Annotated in this window: 21 protein-coding genes; 15 read left to right on the top strand and 6 right to left on the bottom strand. The window is 69.9% G+C overall.

Annotation, left to right across the window (positions count from 1 at the left end):
- Complete coding sequence (locus tag AC16DP_RS37225; protein WP_329726105.1) at positions 1-894, top strand: YHYH protein; 894 nt, start codon at positions 1-3, stop codon at positions 892-894.
- 65 nt (positions 895-959) lie between these two features.
- On the opposite strand, the gene AC16DP_RS37230 is transcribed toward AC16DP_RS37225, so the two are convergent.
- Positions 960-3323 carry a hypothetical protein gene (locus tag AC16DP_RS37230; RefSeq protein ID WP_329726104.1) on the bottom strand — a complete coding sequence of 788 codons (2364 nt, stop codon included), beginning with the start codon at positions 3321-3323 and terminating at the stop codon, positions 960-962.
- Between the two features lie 157 nt (positions 3324-3480).
- Between AC16DP_RS37230 and AC16DP_RS37235 the strand changes: the two genes are divergently transcribed.
- Together AC16DP_RS37235 and glnD are read left to right on the top strand one after the other, a co-directional pair.
- Complete coding sequence (locus tag AC16DP_RS37235; protein WP_329726103.1) at positions 3481-4983, top strand: ArnT family glycosyltransferase; 1503 nt, start codon at positions 3481-3483, stop codon at positions 4981-4983.
- 10 nt (positions 4984-4993) lie between these two features.
- Entirely contained in the window at positions 4994-7690 is a 2697-nt protein-coding gene (gene glnD / locus AC16DP_RS37240; RefSeq protein ID WP_329726102.1) for a [protein-PII] uridylyltransferase, read from the top strand.
- A gap of 6 nt (positions 7691-7696) precedes the next feature.
- On the opposite strand, the gene AC16DP_RS37245 is transcribed toward glnD, so the two are convergent.
- Complete coding sequence (locus AC16DP_RS37245) at positions 7697-8479, bottom strand: TVP38/TMEM64 family protein (protein WP_329726101.1); 783 nt, start codon at positions 8477-8479, stop codon at positions 7697-7699.
- Positions 8480-8793: 314 nt separating this feature from the next.
- Between AC16DP_RS37245 and AC16DP_RS37250 the strand changes: the two genes are divergently transcribed.
- From AC16DP_RS37250 to AC16DP_RS37270, 5 genes are read left to right on the top strand one after another with little or no spacing between them, the layout of a single operon-like run.
- Positions 8794-9249, top strand: coding sequence for a general stress protein (locus AC16DP_RS37250; RefSeq protein WP_329726100.1), 456 nt, complete (start codon positions 8794-8796; stop codon positions 9247-9249).
- Between the two features lie 39 nt (positions 9250-9288).
- Positions 9289-9627 (top strand): hypothetical protein, encoded by a 339-nt coding sequence (locus AC16DP_RS37255; RefSeq protein ID WP_329726099.1) that lies wholly within the window; start codon positions 9289-9291, stop codon positions 9625-9627.
- 33 nt (positions 9628-9660) lie between these two features.
- Positions 9661-10860 carry a cation:proton antiporter gene (locus AC16DP_RS37260; RefSeq protein WP_329726098.1) on the top strand — a complete coding sequence of 400 codons (1200 nt, stop codon included), beginning with the start codon at positions 9661-9663 and terminating at the stop codon, positions 10858-10860.
- A complete protein-coding gene (locus AC16DP_RS37265) occupies positions 10857-12134 on the top strand; it encodes a cation:proton antiporter (protein ID WP_329726097.1) in 1278 nt (425 codons plus the stop codon). Before AC16DP_RS37260 ends, AC16DP_RS37265 begins: the two co-directional genes overlap by 4 nt.
- A 33-nt stretch (positions 12135-12167) precedes the next feature.
- The gene (locus tag AC16DP_RS37270) at positions 12168-12779 is read left to right on the top strand and encodes an L-threonylcarbamoyladenylate synthase (protein ID WP_329726096.1); all 612 of its coding nucleotides are present in this window, start codon (positions 12168-12170) and stop codon (positions 12777-12779) included.
- 32 nt (positions 12780-12811) lie between these two features.
- Here the strand turns inward: AC16DP_RS37270 and AC16DP_RS37275 are convergent, their stop codons facing one another.
- Positions 12812-13351, bottom strand: a complete 540-nt coding sequence (locus AC16DP_RS37275; RefSeq protein WP_329726095.1) for a hypothetical protein — start codon at positions 13349-13351, stop codon at positions 12812-12814.
- A gap of 237 nt (positions 13352-13588) precedes the next feature.
- Positions 13589-14803, bottom strand: a complete 1215-nt coding sequence (locus AC16DP_RS37280) for a methyltransferase (protein ID WP_329726094.1) — start codon at positions 14801-14803, stop codon at positions 13589-13591.
- A gap of 71 nt (positions 14804-14874) precedes the next feature.
- On the opposite strand from AC16DP_RS37280, the gene xerD reads away from it, so the two are divergent.
- Positions 14875-15828 (top strand): site-specific tyrosine recombinase XerD, encoded by a 954-nt coding sequence (gene xerD / locus AC16DP_RS37285; protein ID WP_329726093.1) that lies wholly within the window; start codon positions 14875-14877, stop codon positions 15826-15828.
- 23 nt (positions 15829-15851) lie between these two features.
- On the opposite strand, the gene AC16DP_RS37290 is transcribed toward xerD, so the two are convergent.
- Positions 15852-16517 (bottom strand): SRPBCC family protein, encoded by a 666-nt coding sequence (locus AC16DP_RS37290; RefSeq protein ID WP_329726092.1) that lies wholly within the window; start codon positions 16515-16517, stop codon positions 15852-15854.
- A gap of 218 nt (positions 16518-16735) precedes the next feature.
- Here AC16DP_RS37290 and AC16DP_RS37295 point away from each other — a divergent pair, with 218 nt between their 5' ends.
- The gene (locus tag AC16DP_RS37295; protein WP_329726091.1) at positions 16736-17338 is read left to right on the top strand and encodes a Uma2 family endonuclease; all 603 of its coding nucleotides are present in this window, start codon (positions 16736-16738) and stop codon (positions 17336-17338) included.
- A 35-nt stretch (positions 17339-17373) separates the two neighbouring features.
- On the opposite strand, the gene AC16DP_RS37300 is transcribed toward AC16DP_RS37295, so the two are convergent.
- Positions 17374-18540 (bottom strand): DUF4388 domain-containing protein, encoded by a 1167-nt coding sequence (locus tag AC16DP_RS37300; protein WP_329726090.1) that lies wholly within the window; start codon positions 18538-18540, stop codon positions 17374-17376.
- 235 nt (positions 18541-18775) lie between these two features.
- Here AC16DP_RS37300 and trpS point away from each other — a divergent pair, with 235 nt between their 5' ends.
- The 5 genes from trpS to AC16DP_RS37325 all read left to right on the top strand — a co-directional run bounded on the left by trpS (position 18776) and on the right by AC16DP_RS37325 (position 26009).
- A complete protein-coding gene (gene trpS / locus AC16DP_RS37305) occupies positions 18776-19789 on the top strand; it encodes a tryptophan--tRNA ligase (protein WP_329726089.1) in 1014 nt (337 codons plus the stop codon).
- Positions 19790-19807: 18 nt separating this feature from the next.
- A complete protein-coding gene (locus tag AC16DP_RS37310; protein ID WP_414640669.1) occupies positions 19808-20674 on the top strand; it encodes a segregation and condensation protein A in 867 nt (288 codons plus the stop codon).
- Positions 20661-21641 (top strand): SMC-Scp complex subunit ScpB, encoded by a 981-nt coding sequence (scpB, locus tag AC16DP_RS37315; RefSeq protein ID WP_329726087.1) that lies wholly within the window; start codon positions 20661-20663, stop codon positions 21639-21641. The genes AC16DP_RS37310 and scpB overlap by 14 nt, the downstream gene beginning before the upstream one ends.
- 31 nt (positions 21642-21672) lie before the next feature.
- Positions 21673-23835, top strand: a complete 2163-nt coding sequence (locus AC16DP_RS37320; protein WP_329726086.1) for a pseudouridine synthase — start codon at positions 21673-21675, stop codon at positions 23833-23835.
- Positions 23836-23903: 68 nt separating this feature from the next.
- Positions 23904-26009, top strand: a complete 2106-nt coding sequence (locus AC16DP_RS37325) for a HEAT repeat domain-containing protein (RefSeq protein WP_329726085.1) — start codon at positions 23904-23906, stop codon at positions 26007-26009.

Consider the following 26009-nt stretch of genomic DNA (forward strand, 5'->3'; position numbering starts at 1 on the left):
ATGAATCGCACCTGGAATCGGATTGTCGCAGTGGGGATGTGTCTGGGCCTGGCGGCGTGTGGGGCGGACCCGGAGAACCCGGGGACGAGCCCCGACGCGGGGACCTCGAACGCGGGCGCCTGCACGCTGACGGCGAACACCGCGGAGACGTCCACGGTCAGCCCCTCGGGGTGCCCTCTCCTCACGCGCGACACCAGCGCGTGCGAGGCCGAGCGCAAGGCCCAGGGGCTCTCGGGCTACTGGCTCCAGTTCTCCTGCCGCGTCTCGCTCTCGTCCACGACGACGAACGGCCTGAAGATGGTGCGGGCGCAGGCGGACGGCCAGCCGGACTACAAGAGCTTCTACTTCTCCACGACGAACGCCTGCTACGAGACGTACTCGGGCGCCATCCGCAACCCCAACTCGATTGTGGCGCAGCGCTACACCATCGACTTCCCCGTCGTGCAGAGCATGCTGTCCCAGGCCATGCGGGGTGCCATCGTCGGGCTCGCGCTCAACGGTGTGCCCATCTTCGGCAACTTCGCGGCGCCCGGCGATGACATCTTCACGGAGGCGAAGACGTTCGACCGGTGCGGCGCCCATCCGCAGAACACGGGCGTCTACCACTACCACTCGGAGCCCTACGCGCTCTCCTACGACGACGCGCGTTTCATCGGCGTCATGCGCGACGGCTACCCCATCTACGGGAGGAAGGACGCGGACGGCAGCGCCCCGGTGCTGGACTCGGTGGGCGGCCACACCGGCCTCACCGCGGACAGCCCGGAGACGCCCGTCTACCACTACCACGTCCACGAGCAGACCAGCACGAGCAGCGGGACGCTGGGCCAGAAGCAGTGGTTCCTCACGACGGGCACCTACCGGGGCGAGCCCGGCGGGTGCGTCGGGTGCAACTGACGGCCTGGCTCAGGAGTCGTAGCCGTGGTGCCCGTCGAGCACGATGGCGCCGACGGGCTGCCCGGTCAGTTGGGCGTCACGCAGGAGCAGGTGCTGGCCTGGGTGTAGCAGGCGTTGCTCGAGCCGGCGGCCACCACGGAGTAGCAGTACGGCCGGCCCGGGAGGACCTCGGTATCCGTCCAGGTGGTGCCGGTGACGGTGGCCTTGAGCGCCTTGCCGAAGTTGCAGCCGGCGTGGCCCTCGGTCTTCAGCACCCAGTACTTCGCGGCGTTGGTGACGCCCGTCCAGGAGAGCGCCACCTGGCGGGTGCCGGGGGTGAGCGTGACGGAGGGCGTCGCGGTGGGGCCGGCCGAGCAGCCACCGTTCTGCGGCGCCGGCGTGGCGCAGGCGATGTTGTGCCGGTTGAAGGCGTTGTAGATGGCCGTCATGTGCGGCGTGCCATCGGCGAGGTTGCCGTTGTCGTCGTCGGCGGCGAGCCACTGCATGTAGCCGTTGGTGGAGCCGCAGCCGCTGGAGGTCTTCGCGGTGCAGTCACAGGCGTGCCACGAGCCGACGTTGCCGCTGCCCTGGTAGAAGAGCTTGTTGCCGACGATGAACGCCGTGTTCGCGTCGTAGTTGAACGGCGCGGCGCGCAAGTCGCGGGCCACCAGGTCCCACGCGGCCTGGCGGGTGGGCGCGGCGGCGCAGTGCGTTTGGCGGCCGCACAGGCCCGTCGAGGTGGTGCACCGGACGCAGACGTGGTTCTGCGGCGTGTCCGGGGTGTTGTCCGAGTGCTGGGCCCAGTCCGCGTCGCGCACGCCCGAGCAGTTGAGATCGCAGTGCGCCGCGCCCGACTGCGCCTCGTTCTGGTTGTAGCCCGTCCCATCCGCCGTCAGGCCGCAGCCCCTGTTGCTGGTGGCGAAGAAGCCGTGGCCCACGCAGGACGTCTGCAGCCGGTAGATGGCCGCGATGTCCGCGTACCCCTCGCTGGAGGCGCTCAGCGTGCCGTTGGCATCGTTGTCATCCATGCCATGGCCCCACTCGTGATCGAACACCGCGCCGATCTCCCCGGTGTTCCGGCAGCCGCCGCCGCTCCGGTAGAAGTTGACCGTCCCCGCGCTCCAGTAGGCGTTGCAGGTGCTGGCGATGTTGACGTTGGCGGTGAGCTTCGCGTTGACCCAGGTGTTGCTAGGGAGCCAGCCGCGCGCCTGCTCCGCCAGCTTGTTCAGCTCGTAGAACGCGGCGCGGGCCGCCGGGGTGTTGCCCGCGGAGCCGCCTCCCGTGGTGCAGTCGTGCTGGCCGTTGGTGCCGCCCAGGTTGATGTCGCCCGTGGTGGAGGCGTTGCTGACGGTGCCGCACCGATCGCTGATGCCGATGTACTTGCCGCTCAGCGTGGTGGTGACGGTTCCGGAGGTGTAGCTGAAGACACCGGCGCCGTTGGTGAAGTTGTTGGGGCTCACCAGGCCGGTGTTGGCCCACGGCATGGGGTAGTTGGCCTGCATCGAGCCGCACGTCCCGTCGGTCGGGCAGATCTCCGTGTTGGTCAGCGGGTAGACGCCGCCGGTGATGGACGCGTCGAGGTACTGGTTCTTGTCCTCAAGGGCGATCACCTCACCTTTGTGGGCGTCGACGAGCACCTCCCAGGTGGCGTCGTCCCCCTCGTCCTGGAAGCCGAACGCCCAGACGAGCTTGTGGCCGTATCCCTCTCCCTCGGAGGTGGGCACCACCTCGAGGCTCGCGTCCTTCCAGATGGCCTTGGGGCTGTGGGCCAGACCGGCGCGGGCCAGGCCCCGCTCCAGCGCCTGATCCGCGGCCACGAGCGGCAGGGTGCGGATCTTCACGTCCGCCCAGCCCTCGGTGCCGATGAGCACCAGGTTGCCATGGCTGAGGGTGGCCGCCAGCCGGCCCTCGCGCACGGGGATGCCCTGGATCTGCTGCGGGATGTGGACCTGCCAGAGGTGCTCGGTGACCTGCGTGACGCGCGGCTCGCCGAGCTGCGACGGATCGATGCCCAGCACCTCCGCGTGGTCACGGGCGAACCGGACGACGAGCTCGCCCACCACGGACTCGTCCACCGTGGACACCGCGCGGCCGAGGTTCTGGCCCACGCCGCTCAGCGTCACCCGGTTGTCCATCCCGTTGCCCGGGATCATCGGGATGCGCGCATGGATGCCGGAGACCGCTCCCGAGCGCGGCTCGAGGTAGACGTTGATGTCCTTCCCGTAGCGCTGCATGAAGTCGCTCAACGCCCGCTCCCTCGCGGGGTTCAGCTTCCCCTTCGCCCGGGCCTCGCGCAGCTCGACGTTGTTCGAGCTGATGGAGAGCTCGGAGTTGAAGAAGGCCTGACGGGCCACGGCGCTGCGCGACGCTCCGTGCTCGGGATGGATGGCCCAGCTCGCGCCAGAGCTCAGGACGGTGGCGAGCGTCGCGACGCCCAGGAATCGCTTCATGTCACACCTCGTGGATTGATCTGCCGGGGGGTATCTGGATTCGCTCGTCCCTCTCGTCGTACTGAGAGACCCGGACGGCCCGTGAATCCTGCTCTATCCAGGAGTGTCTTTTCTAGAGGGTCATGAGAAATAACGATGGAAGGCTCAACGAGGTTTCATGAGATCGCCAAGCTTCAACGCTCCTGGATTCCTGACGCGGCACGCGGTGGCCGTGGGCGTGCTCGGGACGTTCCTGCTGAGCCTCGTGCTGCGGCTGCTGTTCCTCGAGGCGTCGATGGATCGGAACTGGCCGTTCTCCATCTTCTTCTACGGGGACTCGCGCTTCTTCCATGCCTATGCGCTCGATTGGGCACGCGGGCGGCCCGCGCAGGCATCGCTCCCGTACCACCCGCCGTTGTTTCCCTGGACGCTCGGGCTGCTGTACCAGCTCCTGGGTGAGCCGCGAGGTAGTGCCTGGCCCTACAAGCTGAGCCTGGCGCTGTTGAACTCGGCCACGGTGGCCTTCACCGGGTGGTGGTGGCGCCGGGTGCTCGGGGTGGGGTGGAGCCTGCTGGCCGCGGGGCTCTTCTCGGCCAGCTTCGGGTGGCTGGTGCTCTCGACGACGTACAGCAACGAGGTGCTGTACGTGCTCTTCCTGTCGGCCACGTGCTGGCTGATGCTCGAGCACCGGAGCGGGCCGTCGTGGAAGGGCGCGGTGCTCCTGGGCGCGGTGATGGGGCTGGGCGCGCTCACCCGGGCCGAGCACCTGCACCTGTGGCCCTTCCTGCTCGTCTACGCCTGGCTCCACCGGGAGCGGGGCGCCCCGGTGCGCGCGCAGCTCGTGCGGTGGGCGGGGGCGGTGGGGGTGTCCCTGGTGGTGCTCGCGCCCTGGGCGCTGCACAACGCGCGCGTGCTCCAAGAGCTCAACGCGCGCACGCCGGAGCTCGAGCCGTTGCCGGTGGTGGCCCCCGTCACCGTCTATGGCCCCATCAACTTCGCCATGGCCAACCACGCCGGAGCCACGGGCGGTTTCACGCCGGACCTGGTCAACCGGCTCGGCCAGGACGGCCGGCTGGACGCGGCCAATCCCTCCCAGCGCCACCTGCTGCTGCACGGCTATGCGGAAGGGCTGCGGTGGATGGGCGAGCACCCCGCCGGCGCGGTCCGCCTGCTGGCCGCCAAGCTGGGACGTTGGCTGGACGGCTTGAGCCTGGGGTATGGCGCCTCCAACCTGCCCGGAGGGCTCGAGGGGGCCCGCGCGCCGGTGGATGTCTTCGTCCCGGAGAGCACCTGGTTGAAGTGGCCGCTCGCGCTGCTGTTGCTGCTGGGGGCGGGGCTCTCGTTGCGCGCGCCGCACCGGGCCTTCAGCCTGTTCACCCTGGTGCTGTTGCACCGCGCGCTCATCACCCTGGCCTTCTTCGGGTACACGCGCGGCATGCTGGTCCTCTTTCCCGTGCTGGTGCCGCTGCTCCTGCTGCCCCTGAAGGTGTTCGCCGACAGCCGCCCCTCCCTGGCCGGGAGACTTCCGGTGCTCGCCTCGTGCGCCCTGCTGCTGCTGTGGCTCGAGGCCGGGACGCTCGCCCTGCGCGGTCCCCGCGACTTCATGGCGAGCGGCAGTACCGACCAGATGAGCGGCAAGCTCATCCAAGATGATTGGGTACGGCTCTGGCCGAAGCGCTAGAACCTCCTCCATGAGCGTTCCGCCCATCCCGCAGCCACCCGCGCCCTCTCATCGCGAGGCCCTCGGCTCGCTTCCGGAGCTCCGCCCCGGTGATCCCCAGGACCGGCTGGCCCGCGCCCGTGAATACCTCCGCGACGCCCACGCCCGCGTCGAGGCCTTCCACCGCGAGGGGGCCGCCGGACTCTCCACCTGCCGCCTCCTCTCCGCCGCCACGGACCGGCTCGTCCAGGGGCTCTTCTCCGAGCTTTCCGCCGAGCTCCATGCCCCTCCGGGCCTCGCCCTCGTCGCGCTCGGCTCCTACGGGCGCCGCGAGCTGTCTCCCCACTCGGACCTGGATCTGCTCCTCCTGCGCGGCCCCGGCGTCTCCGAGGAGGCCACCGCCCCCCTGGCCCGCGCGTTCCCCACGCTCCTGTGGGATCTCAAGCGCGCCGTCGGCTGGAGCGCTCGCGGCCCCGACGAGTGCGCCCGCGCCGCCGAGTCCGACCACACCATCCGCACCGCGCTGCTCGACTCGCGCTTCGTCACCGGCGATGCCGCCGTCTTCCGCCACCTCGCCGAGGACGTCCTCCCCGAGCTCCTCACCCACCGCGCCGACGCCTACATCCAGGACAAGGTCCAGGAGCTCCGCGCCCGCCGCGAGCGCTTCGGCGACTCCGTCTTCCTCCTCGAGCCCAACCTCAAGCAGGGCAATGGCGGGCTGAGAGATCTGGAGACCGCCCTGTGGATCGCCCGCGTCCGCTTCCGCACGCGCGGCCTCACCGGTCTGCTCCAGCAGTCCATTCTTCCTGGCTCACAGGTGGCGCGCCTCAAGGCCGCCCGCGACTTCCTCCTGCGCATCCGCCACCAGCTCCACTTCCTGCGCGGACGCAAGGAGGACCGGCTCACCTTCGATCTCCAGGAGGAGGTGGCGCGCTTCCTCGGCTACCAGCAGGGCCCCGTGCTGCCCGTCGAGGCCTTCATGCGCGACTACTACCTGTCCGCCCATGCCCTGCGTCAGGCCGCCGACGCGCTCATCGCTCGCTGCGAGGAGCTCAGCACCGCCCGGAAGATCTCCCTCTTCCCCGAGCGCCGGATCGGCGCCTTCAAGGTGTTCCGCGGCAAGCTCACCGTGTCGGACCCGGGCCTCTTCACCCGCGAGCCCGCCACCGTCCTCGACTTCTTCCGCACCGCCGAGGAGCAGGGGCTGCCCCTCTACTCGTGGGCCCGCGAGCAGGCCGTGCAGGCCCTGCCCGCGCTCGAGGCCGCCCGCGCCACCCCCGCCGTCACCTCCGCCTTCAAGGCCCTCTTCGCCCGGCCCGGCACTCGCGGCGAGCTCCTCTTCGCCCTGCACGATGCCGGCGTGCTCGGCGCCGTCGTGCCCGAGTTCGGCCGCGTCACCGCCCACCACCAGCACGACCTGTACCATGTGTACACCGTCGACGTTCACACCCTCTTCGCCGTGCGCCGCCTCCAGTGCCTGCGCGCCGGAGATCTCGTCACGCAGGAGCCCGAGCTCTCCCGCGAGATGCGCGACCTGAAGGATCCCCTCCCGCTCTACCTCGGCATGCTCCTGCACGACGCGGGGAAGGGGATGGGTGGAGATCATTCGGAGAAGGGCCGCCTGCTCATGGTGGCCCTCGGCGAGCGGCTGGGCCTGACGCCCCGTCAGCGCGAGGTGGCCGAGTTCCTCGTGAAGGAACACCTGGCGATGAGCCACACCGCCCAGCGCCGCGACCTGAGTGATCCCGCCCTCATCGCCGACTTCGCCCGCAGGGTGGGCGACGTGGAGAAGCTCACCTGTCTCTACCTCCTCACCTGGGCGGACATCTGCTCGGTGGGGCCGCGCATGTGGACGGGCTGGAAGGCACAGCTGCTGCGCGAGCTGTATGACAAGGCCCGGGCCCACCTCGTGGGCTCGGTGGCTCCGCGAGGGGAGGGTTCCGCCGAGCACCTGCGCGAGCGCTTCCACGCGCGTTGGGCCCGCGTCCTCGGCGAGCCCCGGGCGCGCGAGCTGGGTCAGGTGCTCCCCGAGCGGTACTTCCTCGGGACGGATCCCTCGCGCGCCACGCTCCATGGGCGGCTGCTCGCGTGCGCCCGGAAGCGCCCCCTCGCCGCCGCCCTGCGCCACCACCCCGACGCCGGTTACAGCGAGCTGTCCTTCGCCGTCCAGGACAGGCCCGGTCTGCTCGCGCTGCTCGCGGGCGTGCTCTCCGCCCACCGCATCGACATCCTCTCGGCGCGCATCATCTCCACGTCGGATGGGCTCGCGCTGGACGTCTTCGATGTGCGGCCCCCGCATGGGTTGTTGCTCGAACGCTCCCGCTGGCGCATGGCCCGGACGGATCTCCTGCGCGTGCTCTCCGGCGGAACCACCATCGAGGACGTGCTGCGCCGGCGCCGCTCCGGCTCCGTCCTGCAACGGCACCTGCCTCCCGTTCCTCCCAAGGTCACCGTGGACAACCGCGCCTCCCGCGACTTCACCGTGGTGGACGTGGTGGCCCAGGATCGCGTGGGCCTCCTGCACGCCATCTCCTCGGCCCTCACCCGCGCGGGCGCTGGGATTGCCCTCGCCAAGGTGGCCACCGAGGCCCACCGCGCCATGGACTCCTTCTACGTCACCCGCCAGGGCGCCCGGATCGAGGGCCCCGGTGACGAGGCGGCGCTGGTGGAGGCGATCACCTCCGCCCTGGACGCCCTGGAGCGGGAGGGCGCGGAGGTCCGGAGCTGAGGGGGCTCACGGGCCCGCGGGCGGCAGTTCCTGGAAGGTCGACAGCGACGGTCGCATGCCTGACTGGCCCTTCGTCCTCAGCGGTGGTTCACGAGGCCGCCGGGGCTCGGCCTTCTCCTCCGGCTCGTCGGCCGGGGCGTCCTCGCTGATCTCCCGGAAGATGCGGCGGCCGAGCAGCGCTCCCAGCCCCAGCGACACCACCATCCCCACGCCGGACACCACCGTCATCACCGTCCGCCCCTGCGCCAGTCCACTGCCGAACTGCGCCGTGAGGAAGGTGCCCGGGACGGTGCCCAGCAGCACCCCCATCGCCAGCGGCCAGAAGCGCGCCCGGGCCGCCGTGGCCGCCGCGATCATCACGTCCGTGGGCATCAGCGGGTTGATGCACATGAGCAGCGCGAACTTGAAGCCGTGCCGCTTCGCCGCCCGTGTGATCGCCGGATAGCGGCTGCCCGCCATGCGCTTCATCAACCGCGTCCCCAGCCAGCGCGACAGTCCGAAGATGAGCAGCGTGGCCAGGAAGCTGCCCATCAGTGAATAGATGGTCGCCGCCAGGGTGCCGAAGATCATCCCCCCCACCGCGGTGAACACCTGGCCGGGCAGCAGCGTCACCGGCCGCACCGCCAGGAAGAACACGAAGGCCACCGGCGCCCACTTCCCCATGGGCGCCAGCAAGCCGTGCAGCTGCTCCTGGTTGATGAAGTCCGGGCCCAGCAGCCGCAGCATCGTGAGCCCCCCGATGGAGGCCAGCACCGGCGCCAGGAGCTTCAGCCAGGCCTTGAGACCCATTCCTCCTCCGCCTCCACCGTTCACGCCGTCCTCCCACTCTCGATTGGCGGGAAAGGTGGGACAGCGAACGGGAATCTGCAACGCGCACTGGTGTGTTGTTGACACTGAAGCGTCCGGGCGGGCAGGCCGTAGTCACGCCCGCCGGGACAGCGTAGGCCCCCAACTCCGCATAATTCCTGGGGATCTTCAGTGCTCTGTCCGGTGTGAACGGCTGGCGGTGTACGGAGCTTGCTTGCATCGGGGCGCTTCCGTCCCAAGTTTTGGGGCAAGGGGCACCCTGGCGGGGATGGGGAGAACGTAGGAGGAGAGACGACATGCAGCAGGACAAAGACAACAAGGGCAGCATGACGGTGGCCGAGGCGGGACGGAAAGGCGGAGAGACCGTCCGCAACGAGCGGGGCCGGGAGTTCTACGAGACGATCGGCCGCAAGGGCGGAGCGACGGTGAAGGCCGAGAGGGGCCGCTCCTTCTACGAGGAGATCGGCCGCAAGGGCGGCGAGACCGTGAAGGCCGAGCGCGGGGCGAAGTTCTACGAGGAGATCGGCAAGAAGGGCGGAGACCGCGTGAAGGCCACGCGGGGGCCGAACTTCTACGAGGAGATCGGCCGCAAGGGCGGCCAGAAGGTGAAGAAGCTGATCGAGGAGGGCAAGCGGGCGGCCCGGGCGGCGCAGGAGGCGGCGGCCGGCGGAAGCCCAGCCCCAGCGGCCGAGGAGCCGACAGCATCTGCCTCGCCTCCGTCCGGCGAGCCGGGCCCAGGCCGCACCGAGTAGCGCGTGACGCAAGGGCCGCGGACCGGATAGACACGGGTCGTGTACCTCTTCCTCGCGTTCCTCGACCACGCGGACCAACCTGAGCGGGCCATCCGACGGCTCCGGGACTTCGGTATCCCGGAGCCGTTGGTCGTGCGGGCCCGAAGCGCCGCGGCCACGCTGTCGGCCGAAGTGCCCATCTTCGCCGGCCTGCGCAGCCTCGCGCTCGGGGCGGACGAGGATCGGCTCGTGCTGGTGAGCCTCCTGCCGGCCCAGTCCGCCGAGGAGGTGGAGCGGCTCGTACAACGCGTCCAGCTGGAGATGGACGCGGACGACCCGCCGATGGGACGGCTGGTGGCCCTGCCGGTGATCGCCGCCCCCATGCATCGCCGGGAGTGACGAACCGCGACGGGCGGTGTAAGCACCGTCTCCGTGCAGGCGCTGCTCGTCTTCCTCGCCATCGCGGCGCTCTCCCTGCTCGCCTCGAGCCGGACGGTGCTGGACCCTGGCCGCTTTCCGTCCCTGGCGCACCTGGCGGCCAGCGGGCTGCTCTTCCTGGCCTGTGGGGCGGTGATGGGGCCGGGCACCCTGGGGGTGCTCTCCTGGGGCGATCTGACGGCCCTGCGGCCGGTGCTGGCCCTGGGGCTCGGGGTGGCGGGCATCATCATCGGCCTGAACCTGGAGCCCCGGCTGCTGAGGCTGCTGCCCCGGGAGGTGTACGCGGCGGCGCTCGCTCATGCCGGGACGGCCTTCTTGTGGGTGGCCCTGCCCCTGGCCGGTCCCTTGCTCTTCACCATGGGCCTGGAGCCCGGGGCGGCGGTGGGGGCGGCGGCGCTGCTGGGGGCGGCGGCGAGTCTGTCCTCGGGCCACTTCGCGGTGCTGGGCTACCGCACCGGGCGCCTGGAGCGGCGCAGCGGCCTGGCGGTGGCGCTGCTCACCATGCTGGATGATCTGGTGGGGCTGGGGGTGCTCGTGCTGGCGCTGGCCTTCGGCGCGGCGGGCCATCCGCTGGAGGGGCTGGGGCTGGTGGCGCTCGCGTTGCTGCTGGGCATGGCGTGTGGAGGACTGCTCGCCTTCCTCATGCACGGGCTGAAGGATCAGGGCGAGCTGATGGCGGTGCTGCTGGGCGGGGTGGCGCTGGTGTCCGGGGCGGCGGCGTACCTCCGGGTGTCGGCGCTGCTGGCGGGAGTGGCCTGCGGGGCCACCCTGGCGCTGGTGGGGGGCCGGGCCGTGGAGCAGGCCGCGCGGGGGCTGGGGCGCTTCGAGCGGCCCGCGTACCTGCTGCTGATCTTCCTGGTGGGCGCCCACGTGCAGGCGAGGGATCTGATGGCGTGGGCGCTGCTGCCGGGGTACCTGGGCCTGCGCTTCCTGGGCAAGGTGCTGGGAGGGGCGCTCGCGCAACGCATCGCCGGGGGCACGTTGGCGCTGCCGCCGCGGCTGGGCTACGCGCTCATCGCCCAGGGTGGGCTCGCGCTGTGCCTGGTGGTGGAGTACCTGGTGCTGGTGCCGGGGCCGCTGTCCCAGCGCGTCTTCGACGTGGTGGTGGCGGGGGCCGTCATCAACGAGCTGCTCGGCAACCAGGCCTTCCGCTCCGTGTTGGAGTCCACCCCGGCGAGAGGAGGCCCGTCATGAAGGGGGCGCTCCTGCGGCTGCTGTTCCTGGTGCTGGTGCTGGCGGCCATTGGCCGGGCGCAGGTGTGGCGCGTGGACACGGGCACGCCGGTGACGCTCGCCGCGGGCGCGCTGCTGCTGTGCGGGCTGTTCGCCGGCAAGGTGGCGAAGGGGCTGGGACTGCCCCGGCTCACGGGCTACCTGCTGGTGGGCGTGGCGGTGGGGCCCTACGCGCTGGGCTTCATCCCCAGCGCGGGCGTGAAGGGGCTGGAGCTGGTGAAGGGGCTGGCGGTGAGCCTCATCGCGCTGGTGGCGGGCACGGAATTGCAGTGGGGGCTCATCCGCCGGGTGGGGGCCAAGGTGGCGGCGCTGTGCGTCGCCGTCTGCGGGGCGACGTTCCTGGCCGTCTTCGCGGCGCTCTTCGCCCTCAAGCCGGTGTTGCCCTTCCTGACGCCCATGACGGTGGGGCAGGCGCTGGCCGTCAGCGCGCTCGTGTCCACGGTGGTGGTGTCCTTCTCGCCCACGGTGACGATCGCCATCGTGCAGGAGACGAGCGCGCGCGGCAGCTTCACCGAGTTCCTCATGGCCCTCGTCATCATCGGGGATCTGGTGGTCATGGTGGCCTTCGCCGTGGCGGCGGGCCTGACGCGGGCGAGCTTCGGTGGCGGGCTGGACGTGGCGGGGCTGCTGAGCGGGGTGGGGTGGGAGCTGTTCGGCTCGGTGGTGGTGGGGTGCCTGCTGGCGGTGGTGATGCTGGTGTACATGCGGCGGGTGAAGCGCGAGCTGCCGCTCTTCCTGGTGGGGCTGTGCTTCGTGTCGGCCGAGGGCGGCGCGCGCCTGCACCTGTCGCCGCTGCTGGTGTCGCTGGCGGCCGGGGCGCTGATCGCCAACCTGGACGAGCGAGAGGGCGAGCGCATCCACCACGCCATCCAGGTGGCGGGCCTGCCCATCTTCGCGCTCTTCTTCGCCGCGGCCGGGGCGGGGCTCAAGCTGGACGCGCTGCTCACGGTGGGCCCGGCGGCCCTGCTGCTGGTGGCGTTGCGCGGCGTGGCCATCTACGGCTCGTGCCGGCGTTTCGCTCCGGCGGAGGATCCCCGGCTGGGCCGCTATCTGTGGATGGGGCTCATCTCGCAGGCGGGCGTGACGTTCGGGCTGGCGGCGCTCATCTCGCGGACCTTCCCGGACTTCGGGCCCCAAGTGGAGGTGCTCATCGTGGCGATGATCACCGCGCATGAGCTGATCGGCCCGGTGCTCACCCGGCGGGCCCTGCAGCGCAGTGGCGAGGTACACTCCTAGCCGCTACAAGGGCCGGCCTGAGGAGACACGGTCATGGCGTCAGCGGCGATCATCGAGGTGAACGCGGAGTTCCCGCAGCCGAGGCACATCCAGCGCGCGGTGGAGATCCTCTCCAGCGGCGGGGTGATCGCCTATCCGACGGACACCTACTACGGCCTGGGGTGCGACCTGGGCTCGAAGAAGGGGATTGAGAAGCTGTACCAGCTGAAGGGGCGGGACAGGAAGAAGCCGCTGTCGTTCCTGTGCCCGGACCTGTCGGACGTGGCGAAGTACGCGCACGTGAGCAACTTCGCGTACCGGACGATGAAGAGCCTGACGCCCGGGGCCTTCACGTTCGTCCTCGAGGCCACGCGGCTGGTGCCCGAGGCGATGATGTCCAAGCAGAAGCAGGTGGGCATCCGGGTGCCGGACTCGGAGCTCGCGCGAGCGCTGGCGGCGGCGCTGGGCAGGCCCATCGTCACCACCTCGGCCACGGACGCCGAGGGCGAGCCCCTCATCGACGCCAAGGACATCAAGGACGCGCTGGGGCACGGGTTGGATCTCATCCTCGATGGCGGGGTACGGCTGATGGAGCCCTCGACGGTGGTGTCGTTGATCGACGACCAGATCGAGGTGCTCCGGCAGGGCAAGGGCCAGCTGGATTGACAGTACGAAGTACGAGACGGGCTCGGTCTGAATCACCGTGATGTCCACTTCACGGTCAGCACGCTCCAGGAGCCGTTGTCCATGCTTGCGATCCCAGAAGGCCTCGCAAGCAACGTGAGTGTGTCGTTGGGTTCGACCTTCCAGTTGATATGAGTGGCAACCTGCGTCCAGTCGCCTGTGTTCGCGCCAACCGATTGAGCGACGATGGCGCCATTGATGAGAATCATCATCTCCACATACCTTGCTCCGCTTGTGGGAATCGCATCATAGCTCGCGGAGAGAGACACGACTCCAGCCTTCAGGATTCTCAGGCTTCCATCGGTTTGTAGCTCGAAGACATCAAGAGCGGAGTTCTGCCGGACATTCGTGTATTTTAATTTCAGATGTGACGATGATGAGGAGGATGTGAAATCCGCGGCATTGGTGAGCCAGCTCGTGAAGGCCTCGACCCGGGTCGGAACTTCGTTCAGAAGAATGCCTTGTCGGGTATTTTCTTGCGGAATGACAGGCTCCGCATGTGCAATCCCAACAAGCAGAGACAGCGCGAGTCCCCACATCCTCAGTCCATGCATCTTGATCTCCTTGTCTTTTCGGTTCCTGATTTTTCCATGATGATATGGGTGCTGGGGTTGGGGGAAATTGATTTCATCTGTTGTGATTGCTTTTGAACGGTGTGACGTATTTCTAAGGCGGGTGGTAGGTAGAGTTCGGAGGTGCTGGGGTGGAGGCGGAGAAGAAGCTCGAGTTGGCGGTGGAGATGGGTGACACGCGGGCTGTGCGCCAGGCCGGTGCAGCGGCCGTTCAGCCGGTCAGTCCGCCCTTGACGCGATGAGGGCGATGTTGCGGGGAGAGAGGCGCGGCTCGAAGACCTGCAGGAGTTCGACCTGAAAGCCCATCTCCTCGAGGAGTAGCGCGCGATCGAGCAGAATCACGATCTCCAGCGCCCGCGCGAAGCGATCCCTCATCAGATGACAGAGGAAGATGCGCCTCGTCTCGGGGCGAGCGGACACTTCAAAGGAATTCAGCTCGGCGTCCGTCATGCCGGCATCGAGTCGCAGGCGCTCCAGGCGATCACGCGCATAGACAGCGAAACTCCCGGCATAGAGCGTCTTGGGTGCATCCCCCGCCCGCACGAAGCCGAGCGCGGGAAACTTTTGCCTCAGCAGGAGATCGAGCGCGAACCGTTGCTCGTTGACGCGTTTCATCAGCGCGAACTCCGCCCCGGTCTTGTGGTGCCGTCCACGCGTCGCCAGGAACAGGGCACGCCGGGTGATGGGAAGCGCATGGGCCTTCCCGAAGCGGGAGACAGGGTAGTCCCGTGCGGCATCCATCTGGTCGTAGCAACAGCCAAAGTTCAGCAGCAGCCCTGCCGTCTGGCTCTTGCGAATCTGCGTCAGCGCGAGCGGCCCGCAGGTGTGTAACCCAATCGAGACCCGGTCCTGACCGGAAAAGAGTGGATCAATCTCGCTCTGCGGCCTGTCTTCGACGGAGGCGTGGATGAAACACAGCTTTTCCCGCGGCAGGGTCCGGGCCCGTCGTAGCCAGTCCCGGCCTTTCTCCTGCAAAGCCGCATCCCGATCGATGCTGTGGAAGGTCCAATCGAAAGTCCTGACACAGAGACGAGCGAGATGTCCCATGCCGCCACCGATGTCGACCGCCTGGCGGATCATCCGGGTTCTCGGCCCGAGCAGGGAGAGGACCCGCTCGATCTCATGGGCTTTCTTGGCATTGAGTCCCTGCGCGTCCGCGGTCGTCAGGCGTTGAGCGCCTTCATGCCAGGGCAGCGCTGTCAGTTCACGCAGCTCGAGCACGAGCGAATGCAGCGAACGGGGTGGCTCACCTGGAAGCTCCCCATCATCCAGCATCCGTTCGCCCGCTTCGTCGAGTGATTCAGCGTAGGACAGCCAGGATTCGGGATAGGCGGCTCTCGATTCCGGCCAGTTCTGGAGGATGGAACGTGACCAGAGCTCGGACCAGGGCCCGAGCAGGCCGGTGAGCGCTTTCAGTCGATCTTGGAGGTTCATCCTGTTCCACCTTCCACCCAGGTTGCCCGGAAGATTGCCCGTGTCCCCCACTGGGGTAGCCTGCACGCACCATGGAAGGGTACCTCGACGCGTTCATCGCCTTCATCCGCGCCGAGCGCGGCCTGTCCGGCAAGACGGTGGATGCCTACGCCGCGGACCTGGCGGTGTACTTCGCGGACTTGAAGCGCAAGGGCATCACCGACGTGGTGCGCGTGCAGCAGGACGACATCACCGGCCACCTGACGACGCTCAACACACGCCGGCTCTCCCGCCGCAGCCAGGCACGGCACCTGGCGGCCATCCGCAGCTTCCACCGCTTCCTCGTGGCCGAGAAGTACGTGGAGAAGGATGCCTCCGAGGACATCGACACCCCGCGCTCGGCGCGCAAGCTGCCCGTCTTCCTCACGCTCGAGGAGGTGGAGCAGTTGCTCGCCGCGCCCGAGGAGAGCTCGCCCGCGGGCATGCGGGACAAGGCCATGCTCGAGGTGCTCTACGCCACCGGCCTGCGCGTGAGCGAGCTGGTGGGCCTGGGCATCAACGACATCCAGCTGGGCGCCGGCTACCTGGTGGCCAAGGGCAAGGGTGCCAAGGAGCGCATCGTCCCGGTGGGCACCATCGCGGCGGAGAAGGTGCGGACGTACCTCGCGGGCCCCCGGCAGCTGCTGCTGGGCGAGCGCGAGTCCAAGGCGCTCTTCGTGACTCCGCGCGGGGACGGCTTCACCCGGCAGGGCTTCTGGAAGCTGCTCAAGCGCTACGCGCTCAAGGCGGGCATCCGCAAGCCGTTGTCGCCGCACAAGCTGCGGCACTCGTTCGCCACCCACCTGGTGGAGCGCGGGGCGGATCTGCGCGCCGTGCAGGCCATGCTCGGCCACGCGGACCTGGCCACCACGCAGATCTACACGCACGTCAACAGCGCGCGGCTGCGGGCCGTCTACGACAACGCCCACCCGCGCGGAGACGACGTGCGCGGGCGGGGAGGCGCCCTGGGCGGCCGCGTGGCCAGGAAGAGGGCAGGGGGGACGTAGGCCCTCCACCCGCCTTCACCTCATCACGGCGTGGGCGCCGCCATAGTCTGGCCGCCCGCGGGCGCCGGCTGGCCCTCGACCGGAGCCGCAGCCGCGGCCTCTGCCGCTGCCTTCTCGGCCGCCAGCTTCGCGGCCTCCGCCTCGGCGCGCTTCTGCGTCTCGGCCTCTGCGAGCTTGCCCATCGCCGCCAGGCCGGCGTCGAAGTCCTTCCCGAGCATCGCGTCCATGTCCATGAACAGCGATGCGGCCTTGCCCATGAAGGTGTTGGTGCCGTCCATCCTCCACGTCACCTTCACGCCCTCGGCCGCCGGGCTGAAGGTGAAGGTGGTTGGGCTGGTGGACGCGAACGGCCGGATGAACTCCAGCTTGATGCGGATGAGCTCGTTGGCCTTGCTCTCCTCGATCGTCATCCGGCCCTCGCCCACATCATCGTTGCCAGACCAGCCGTACTTCGCGCCCACGCCCGCGGCCGCGCCCTCGAAGGTCATCTTCTGGTTCGGGTCCAGCTTCTGCCAGGGCGACCACCCCTCCCAGCGGTGGAAGTCGTTCACCAGCGCGAAGGCGATGTCCGGCGCCGCCTTGAACGTCGCGCTGCGCTGCACGCTGAAGGTGGACGGCTGCAGGGCGATGAGGCCGAGCAGCGCCAGCACGATGACGCTGATGGCGCCGAAGATGATTTTCTTGATCATGGGGAGCACTTTCCTGTCGGGTGGGGAGGCGGGCGGGTCATAGGGGAATGTCCTGAGCACTCGCAAGCGTCCGGGAACGTGGACTCCTGGAGGAACGCCTCGGCCCCCGCAGTGCGAGGACCCTACCGGAGAAGTCAGAGTCCGGTGTATGATGGGCCGAGACGAGGAAGCGACGTGCTGCCTCGCGGGTTCTGACCACAGAGGTAGGGGGTGCGGAGATGGGGAAGGGGAAGAAGCCGGCCACGTACGAGGACATCGAGGCGCTGCCGGTCGGGTGGGTGGGGGAGTTGTTGGGGGACGAGCTGGTGGCTTCTCCGCGACCGGCCATGCCGCATCTGCGGGTGGCCTGGGCACTTGGAGTGCTGCTGGGCCCGGCTTCCGACCTGGGACAGCATGGGCCCGGCGGTGGGTGGTGGATCCTCAACGAGCCGGAGCTCCACCTCGGCAGGGACGTCCTGGTGCCGGACCTCGCGGGGTGGCGTCGCGACCGGATGCCTGTCCCGCCCTTCATGGACGCGCCCTTCTCCACGGTGGCTCCGGATTGGCTGTGCGAGGTGCTCTCGCCCTCCACCGAGCGGGTCGACAGGAAACGCAAACTGCCGCTCTACCACCGCGAGGGCGTGAGCCATGTCTGGCTCATCGATCCATCGGCTCGCAGCCTGGAGATCTACCGCCGGCAGGACAGGGATTGGTTGCGCGTGGGTCTGCACAGCGGAGACGGAGCGGTCATCGCCGAGCCGTTTGACGGGCTCTCGTTGACGCTGGGCTCGCTGTGGTGGCCACGGGCCGGTGCCACACGGGCTTCTATACCCTCACCCTAGCCCTCTCCCAGGGGGAGAGGGGACATCGCACGGGCTCAGCGCACGACGATCGGGATTCCGAAGGGCTCCGTCTTCGCACGCCGCCTCGGAGTCCCGGTGTCCGGCATCAGCTTCGCGACGCCCGCTTCCATCAGCCGCTTCAGCGAGCGGTATGCCGCCAGCTCGCCCATGGCCGTGTTCCGCAGTGCCTCGCGCACCGTCCGGGTGCCCCTCAGCTTCGTGTACAGGTACAGGTCGTCCGCCGTCAGCGACGGCGGGGCAGGGCGCGGCAACGGCTCGAAGTACAGCCGCCCGTCCAGCGCCAGCACCTCCTCCGCCAGCGCCACCGTCAACCGCACCTCCGCCTCCCGGTACAGCGTGTGCGCCTCCGGCACCGGCGCCCGCTCCAACACCTGCGCCGCCACCGCCACCGCTTCCTCGTACCGGCCTCCGTCCACCAGGCCTCGCGCCAGCGTCAGCAGATCCGCCAGCTCCGCCTGCTCGCCCACCTTCGGGCCCCTCGGCTTGCGCGGCGTCAGCGCCCCTCGCCGGTACAGGCGCAGCACCCAGCGCGCCCCGTGCAGCGGACCCTCCGCCGAGGCCGCCAGCAGCTCGCTCAGCGTCGCCCCGTGCTCGGCCAGCTGCAGCAACTGCTCCTCCGCCGCCGACACCGTCTCCACCGCGAACTCCCGGTACACCCCGAACGTCGTCGCCGGCCCCGGGAACAGATTCCAGAACACCTTCCACTCGAGCAGCCGCGCCAGCGCGTCCCGGTGCAGCTCCTTCAGGCCCAGCTGCAGCTCCACCGCCCGCCCCAGCGGCGGCAGCCCCGGGCGGAACTCCACCTCGCCGGACTCCCACCCGTAGCAGTCGAAGAGCGCCTCGCGCGCCTTGTGCCCCATCGCCTCCAGCAGCCGCGCCCTCGCCACCAGGCCCCGCTCCACCACGTAGGTGCCAAACGGCACCCCCGCCACCTCCGCCGCCTCGAACGCCACCGCCGCCCGCTCCGCGTCGAGAATCCGCAGCCGCGCCAGCATCTGTCCCAGGTGCTCCGTCGCCTCGCTGGAGCTCTCGCCCACCAGGTCGCCGCGTTGGAAGAAGAAGTGCCGCCGCACGGCACCCCGCTCCACGCGCAGCATCCCGTCCACCGCGGGTGCCTCGAAGAACGCGGGCATCAACAGCTGCAGCCGGTAGCTGGCCAGATTCCCCTTGAAACGCTCCATGTCGACGACTTCCTTCCTGCTGGGGGAACGGCAGGGTAACGAAGGTGGCCAGCCCCGGCAACCCTTTGATTTCACGGCCTTTTGTCTCGCCTCCCGAGAAGTTTCCAGGAGTCGGTCTGCTCGGGGAGCGGGCGGGCCAGTTCATTCCGTGCAACGGGCTTGCAGGAAAGTTGCAGGGTCGCCCTGGGTGTGCGAACCAGGGCTGTCACCCCTTTCGTGTATAGGCGTGGGAGTCATGCGGATCCTCTCGGGAGTCCAGTCGTCGGGCCGGTTGCACATCGGCAACTACTACGGCGCCATCCGTCAGTTCGTGCAGCTCCAGGACGAGGGCCAGGCCTACTTCTTCATCGCCAACCTGCACGCGCTCACCACCGTGCGCGAGCCCAAGCTCGCCGAGGAGCTGACGCGTGACGCCGCCATGGCCTACGTGTCGCTCGGCCTGGATCCGAAGAAGGCCGTCCTCTTCCGGCAGAGCGACGTGCGCGAGGTGCTCGAGCTGTACTGGATCCTCGGCACCGTGGTGCCCCACGCCCACCTCGAGCGCGCTCACAGCTACAAGGACAAGATCGCCAAGGGCATCAGCCCGGACTTCGGCCTCTTCGCCTACCCGGTGCTGATGGCCGCCGACATCCTGCTCTACAGCCCGGACTACGTGCCGGTGGGCAAGGATCAGATCCAGCACATCGAGTTCGCCCGCGACTGGGCCGTGAAGTTCAACCTCACCTACGTGCCGGGCTACGACCCCCAGGATCCCGAGGGCAAGGAGAAGGGCCATGCCCCCGGCATCCTCAAGCTGCCCGAGGCCCGCGTCCAGGAGAGCACCGCCACGGTGCCGGGCGTGGACGGACAGAAGATGTCCAAGTCCTACGGCAACACCATCGAGCTCTTCGGAGAAGAGAAGGAGATCAAGAAGCGCATCATGGGCATCAAGACGGACTCCACGGCCGTCGAGGCGCCCAAGCCCACCGAGAACGCCCCCTTGTACGATCTGCTCAAGCTGATGCTCCCCGAGCAGCGCTTCCAGGAGGTGGATGCGTCCTGGCGCGCGGGCGGCAAGGGCTACGGCGAGTACAAGAAGCTGCTCCTCGAGGCCTTCCACGAGAACTTCGGCCCGGCCCGCAAGCGCTATGACGAGCTCAAGCGCGATCCGGCCGAGCTCGAGCGTATCCTGCAGGATGGCGCCGAGCGCGCCCGTGCCGAGGCCTCCCAGCTCATGCAGCGGGTCCGCCGCGCCGTGGGCGTTCCCTGAGCGCATGAAGGACGTCTGGTGAGCGCAGGCCGTCGCAGCGCCCCTCCCACCGAGGAGACCCTCGAGGCAGACGTGCCCCGCAGTCCGGGTGACGCGTTCCGCGTTGCCTTGCCCAATTTCGAGGGACCGCTCGACCTGCTGCTCCACCTCATCAAGGAGCACCGGCTCGACATCTTCGACATCCCCCTGGCGCTCATCACCGAGAAGTACCTCGAGCACCTGGAGAAGATGCGGGAGATCAACCTCGACATCGCCGGCGAGTTCCTGGTGATGGCCGCCACGCTGGCCCACCTCAAGAGCCGCATGCTCCTGCCGCGCCAGGACACCGCCGAGCAGGCGACGGACGCGGTGACGGAGCTGCAGCAGGAGGAGGCCGCCGACCCTCGCGCCGAGCTGGTGCGCCGCCTGCTCGAGTACCAGAAGTACAAGGACGCCGCCGAGCAGCTGGCGAAGCAGGACCTCCTGGATCGCGACGTGTTCCCGCGCCGCGTGCCCGTGGAGGCCGTGCCCATCCCCGAGGAGGAGGTGGGCCTGCAGGAGTTCTCCGTCCTCAAGCTGATTGAGTCGCTCGACCGGGTGCTGGAGCGGCTGACGCCCAAGCTGCAGCACGAGGTGGTGCGCGAGAAGGTGAGCATCTCCGAGGCCATCCTGCGCATCGCCGAGCGCCTGAAGGCCCAGGGAGCGTGTACCTTCGAGAGTCTGTTCGATGAGCATCGTACGCGTCAGGAGCTGGTGATCACCTTCCTGGCCATCCTGGAGATGGTGAAGCGGCGGCTGCTCAAGGTGAGCCAGGAAGCCCCCCTGGCGGACATCATGCTCACGCCCAACGGGGATGCCCTGGAACGGCTGGTCCCCACGGAGGTGGATGAGAGTGAGTACCGGTAACAACGGCCCCGAGGACACCGGAGGCAAGCCCCCGCGCTCCTCCGGCGGCCCCAGCCCCTTCACCGAGGAGGAGATCGCCGCCGTCACCGGCCCCGGTGACGAGGACGAGCTGGAGGACTCCGAGGCCGCCACCATCGAGGCCGACGAGGTCCCCGACCTCCAGTCGTCCTTCGAGAAGCTCGTCGCCAAGAGCCGCAACCTCTCCCCGGAGCGCATCCGCACCGTCGTGGAGAGCGTGCTCTTCGTGGCCGAGAAGCCGTTGGATCTGGATCAGCTCTACGAGGCCACCGGCATCGAGCGCGAGAAGATCCAGGAGGCGCTCAACCTCATCTCCGGCATCCACCGCGACGGCATCAGCGGCATCGTCCTGTACGAGGTGTCCGGCGGCTGGCAGTTCCGCACGGATCCGCACTCGGGCGAGTACGTGCGGCGCTACCTGCGCGTGAAGCCCCAGCGCCTCACCCGCGCCGCCGTGGAGACGCTGGCCATCATCGCCTACCGCCAGCCCGTCACCCGCCCGGAGATCGAGGACATCCGCGGCGTGGACTGCGGCGCCGTCATCAAGGCGCTGTTGGATCGCAAGCTGATCAAGATCCTGGGCAAGAAGGAGGAGGTGGGCCGGCCCATGCTGTACGGGACGACCCGCGAGTTCCTCGAGTTCTTCGCCCTGAAGGACCTGTCCGCCCTGCCCACGCTGCGCGAGTTCCACGAGCTGACGCAGGAGCACCAGGAGATTGTCGAGAAGGAGCGGTCCTCGGCCCCGAGTGCCGCCGGCACCGTGGAGCTGCTGGCGGATCCGGACTTCCAGAAGCGCATGGACAAGAGCGTGGCGGCGTCGGAGGCCGCGCTCGAGGAGCTGGAGCAGGCCATGGACGCCGCGGAGAAGACGCAGAAGGCCGCCTCCAGCATCCTGAACCCGACCCCGCCACCCGCCGAAGGTGATAAGGGGCCAGTAGAGCCCGCTTGACGGGTCGACGAAGAAGTGGAAGGTGGCGGAAATGGCGTCTGAACGATTGCAGAAGTACCTGGCCCGCGCGGGCGTGGCCTCCCGGCGGCACGCGGAAGAACTCATCACCGAGGGCCGCGTCACGGTGAACAACGAGAAGGTGACCGAGCTGGGCTCCAAGGTGTCCCCGGGAGACCTGGTGACGGTGGACGGCAAGCTCGTCTCGCCGCCGGAGGAGTCCACCTACTACGTGCTCTACAAGCCGGTGGGCGTCGTGACGACGCTCTCGGATCCCCAGGGGCGGCCCACGGTGGCCAACTACATCGAGGAGACCGGCAAGCGGCTCTTCCCGGTGGGCCGGCTGGACTACGACGCCGAGGGGGCGCTGCTCGTCACGGACGACGGGGCGCTGGCGCACAAGCTGACGCACCCGAGCTTCCAGGTGCCGCGCACGTACCTGGCGAAGGTGAAGGGCTCGCCGGACGCGGCCACGCTGGAGAAGCTGCGCGGCGGCGTGCGGCTGGAGGACGGCATGGCCACGCCGCTGTCCGTGGACGTCTTCGAGCAGGCCGAGCGCAACACGTGGCTGAAGCTGGTGGTGGCCGAGGGCCGCCCGCACCTCATCAAGCGGCTGTGCGCCGCGGTGGGGGCCCCGGTGGTGCGGCTGTTCCGGCCCTCCTACGCGGGCATCACCGTCGAGGGCCTGCGCCCGGGCGAGCTGCGGCCGCTGTCGGAGAGCCAGGTGCGCATGCTGCAGGAGGTGGCGGACGGGAAGGCCTCGCCGCCGGAGCGCGAGCTGCGGTTGCCGCCGCGGCGCCATGGGCGCTCGGCCCCGGGCTTCGCGGAGGCGGACCTGGATGACGATGATTTCGGTGACGAGGCGCCTCCCGCGCCGGCCCGGTCGCGTGCGGCGGCGAAGCCCGCGCCCCGTGAGGCCGCCCGGACGGAGCGTCCCGAGCGCAAGGGTGTGAAGTCGGAGCGTCCGGCGCGAGCCGCGGCGGGTGCTCCCGCGCGCAAGACGTTCGCCCCGCGTGGCGAGGGCGGTTCCCGTCCGGCGTTCCGTGGCGCGGCGGGCCGTGGAGCCGAGCGCCGTGGGACGTGGACGCCCGGCGAGGACGAGGTCGAGAGCGAGGAGACTCCGAGCAGCCGTCCCGAGCGGGAGGAGCGTGGCGAGCGGAGTGAGCGTCCTGCCCGTAAGTCGTTCGGTGCGGGGGCGGGTGCCCGTCCGGAGCGCCGGGAGTGGTCGCCTCGGGGTGGTGGGGAGCGGAGTGAGCGTCCTGCGCGCAAGCCGTTCGGCGCGGGTCCTCGGGGTGGTGAGGAGCGGGGTGAGCGTCCTGCTCGCAAGCCGTTTGGCGCGGGTCCTCGGGGTGGTGAGGAGCGCGGAGAGCGTCCTGCCCGGAAGTCCTTCGGCGCGGGCGCGGGTGGCCGGCCGGAGCGCCGGGAGTGGTCGCCTCGGGGTGGTGAGGAGCGCGGAGAGCGTCCTGCTCGCAAGCCGTTTGGCGCGGGTCCTCGGGGTGGTGGGGAGCGCGCTGAGCGTCCTGCTCGCAAGCCGTTCGGCGCGGGCGCGGGTGGCCGTCCAGAGCGCCGGGAGTGGTCGCCTCGCGGTGGCGAGGAGCGCGGTGAGCGTCCTGCTCGCAAGCCGTTTGGCGCGGGTCCTCGGGGTGGTGAGGAGCGCGGTGAGCGTCCTGCTCGCAAGCCGTTCGGCGCGAGCGCGGGTGGCCGGCCGGAGCGCCGGGAGTGGTCGCCTCGCGGTGGTGAGGAGCGGGGTGCTCGTCCCGCGCGCAGGTCCTTCGGCGAGGATGCCGGTGGCCGTCCGGAACGCAGCAGCCCCTTCGCGTCGAATCCGAGCGCCGAGCGCCGGGTTCCCTCGCGTGGGCCCCGTCCGGAGCGCCGCGAGTGGTCGCCTCGCGGTGGCGAGGAGCGCGGTGAGCGTCCCGCGCGCAAGCCGTTCGGCGCGGGTCCTCGGGGTAGTGAGGAGCGCCGCGGTGCGGCACGCCCGGGAGGCGAGGAGGCTGGCGAGGGCTCGAAGTCCTTCGTGAACTGGCGCGCGAAGAAGCCGGGTCCCTCCTCCGAGTGGAACTCCCGGGCTCCCCGAGGCGCTGGTGGTCCCCGGGGTGCCGGTGGTCCCCGAGGCGCTGGTGGTCCCCGGGGGGCCGGCGGTCCTCGCGGCGCTGGGGCGCCCAGGGGCCGAGGGGGCCCTCGCAAGGGCCGCTGAGTCGTGGGCGGTCGCGCGCACCGCTGATATAACCGCCGGCGTCTCACGCTTTCCCTCCTCGGAGAACGATGCGAACCGGCGCGCGCACCTTCCTTGTCGTCCTGTCCCTTCTCGCCACCGCCGGGTGCAGTGGGAGCCGGGATCAGCTCCTCGCGGATCTGCAGAGCCCTCGCCCCGAGGTGAGGGCTCTCGCCGTGAAGAAGCTCGCCGAGGACGCCCGTCCCGACGACCTGGCCCTCTTCACCCGTGCCGCCAAGGACATGGCCTCCATCGTCCGCGGCGAGGCCGCCTCCGCCCTCGGCAAGAGCCAGGATCCCCGCGTGGTGGATCTGCTCGGCGAGCTGCTCGAGGACTCCGACGTGGACGTGCAGGGTCAGGCGGCCATGGCCCTGGCGCAGGTGAAGAACGACAAGGCCAAGGCCTACCTCACGCTGCAGTACGGCCGCCGCGGCCGTCAGACGCGCCAGGTGATCGTCCAGGCCCTCAAGCAGGCCAACGTGCCGGGCGCCATGGCCGAGGTCGTCGCCGCCGAGTCCAAGGCCATCTGGGAGCGCAACCTGCTGACCCTCAACGAGGGCTCGCTGCCCGAGCGCGTGGGCGCCGCCGAGGAGCTGGGCAAGAGCGGCCGTCCGGATGCCTTCAACCGGCTGGTGCCCCTGGTGCGCGACAGCCAGGTCGTCCTCGCCGCCGCCGCGGTGCGCGGCCTGGGGGACCTGGGCGACAAGCGCGCCGTGCAGGCCATCCTGCCCCTGCTCGACGAGAGCTTCCCCGAGCTGCGCGAGTCCGCCATCACCGCCCTCACGCGGCTGCAGGAGCCCCAGGCCATTCCCCGGCTCCAGGCCGTGGCGGTGGAGAAGAGCTCCGTGAGCCCCCTGGCCATCGACGCCCTGCTCGACATGCCGCGCCAGCCCCAGACGGATGCCGCGCTGTGCTCCATCGCGCTCGACGCCGAGACCAGTGAGGCCATCCCCGTCGCCCGGGCCATGCGCGAGCGCGGCGGCTGCCCCGTGGAGCCCATCGTCGAGCGCCTGGCGCGTCCCTCCACCGCCGCGGGCGGACTGCAGGTGGTGATCGGCCTCGGCCCCGCGGCCAGGGATCTGCTCCCCAAGGTGTTGCCCTACATCACCCAGGGCGATGCCACGCTGCGCGCGCTCGCCGTGGACGCGGCCGCGGCCATCGGGGAGTCCTCCGCGGCGCCCGTGCTGCAGAAGGCCTTCGAGCAGGAGCTCGCGGCCGCGCAGGCGCTCCGCCAGGACTGGGTCACCCTGAAGCTGCCCGAGCGCTACGGGCCGGGGTTCGATCCCTCCCAGCCGGGGAGCGGTGACAATCCGAAGCGCGAGAAGCACGCCAGCCTCATGGCCCGCGTGAAGGCGCTCAACGCGGCCAAGGCGCGCGAGCAGGGCCGGCCCGTGGTGCAGCAGCGCGCGCCCGCCGAGCTGTTCGATGACGTGGACTCGAGCAAGCTCGAGCCGCTGGCCGGGCTGCTGCGCGCGCTCGGGTCCGTGAAGGCGCCCGGGGCGCTGGAGCTGCTCAAGAGCTTCGCCGGTGACTCCAGCGTGACGGTGCGCACCGCCGCCCTGGTGGGCCTGACGCGGCTGGGGCCCGAGGGCGTGGCGCTCGCCAAGAACGGCCTGTTCGAGGCCGAGCGCGAGCTGGTGAAGGCCCTGGCCCAGGCGCTCGCCGAGCAGGGCGAGGCCGGACGATCCGCGCTGGTGGAGCTGCTGCCGCAGATCCACGGCGAGAAGCTGGTGGTGCTCGATGCGCTCGTGAAGGCGGGCGCGCCGGCCTCCGCGGCGGGCGAGCTCCAGAAGGTCGTCTCCGACGGCGGCCCCGAGGTGGTGCTGGCCGCCACGCTGCTGGGCCGGCTGAAGGCGAAGGAGGCGGTGCCCACGCTGGTGAAGGCGCTGGAGGAGCCCTCGGGCGTTGGCCGGCGCGAGCTGCTCACCGCCCTGGGGGAGATCGGCGACACCTCGGCGGCCGAGGTGGTGGCGCGCGACCTGTACCATGATCTGCCGGAGATCCGGGCCGCGGCGGCGGGGGCGCTCACGAAGATGGGCACCGGCGCCCAGGCCGATGCACTGGACGCGCTCAAGAGTGACTACTACCGTCGGGTCCGAGAGGCCGCGGTGACGGCGTTGGCCAAGACGACGACCGCGGCCGAGGGGGCACACTGA

Source organism: Archangium sp., from assembly GCF_057119385.1.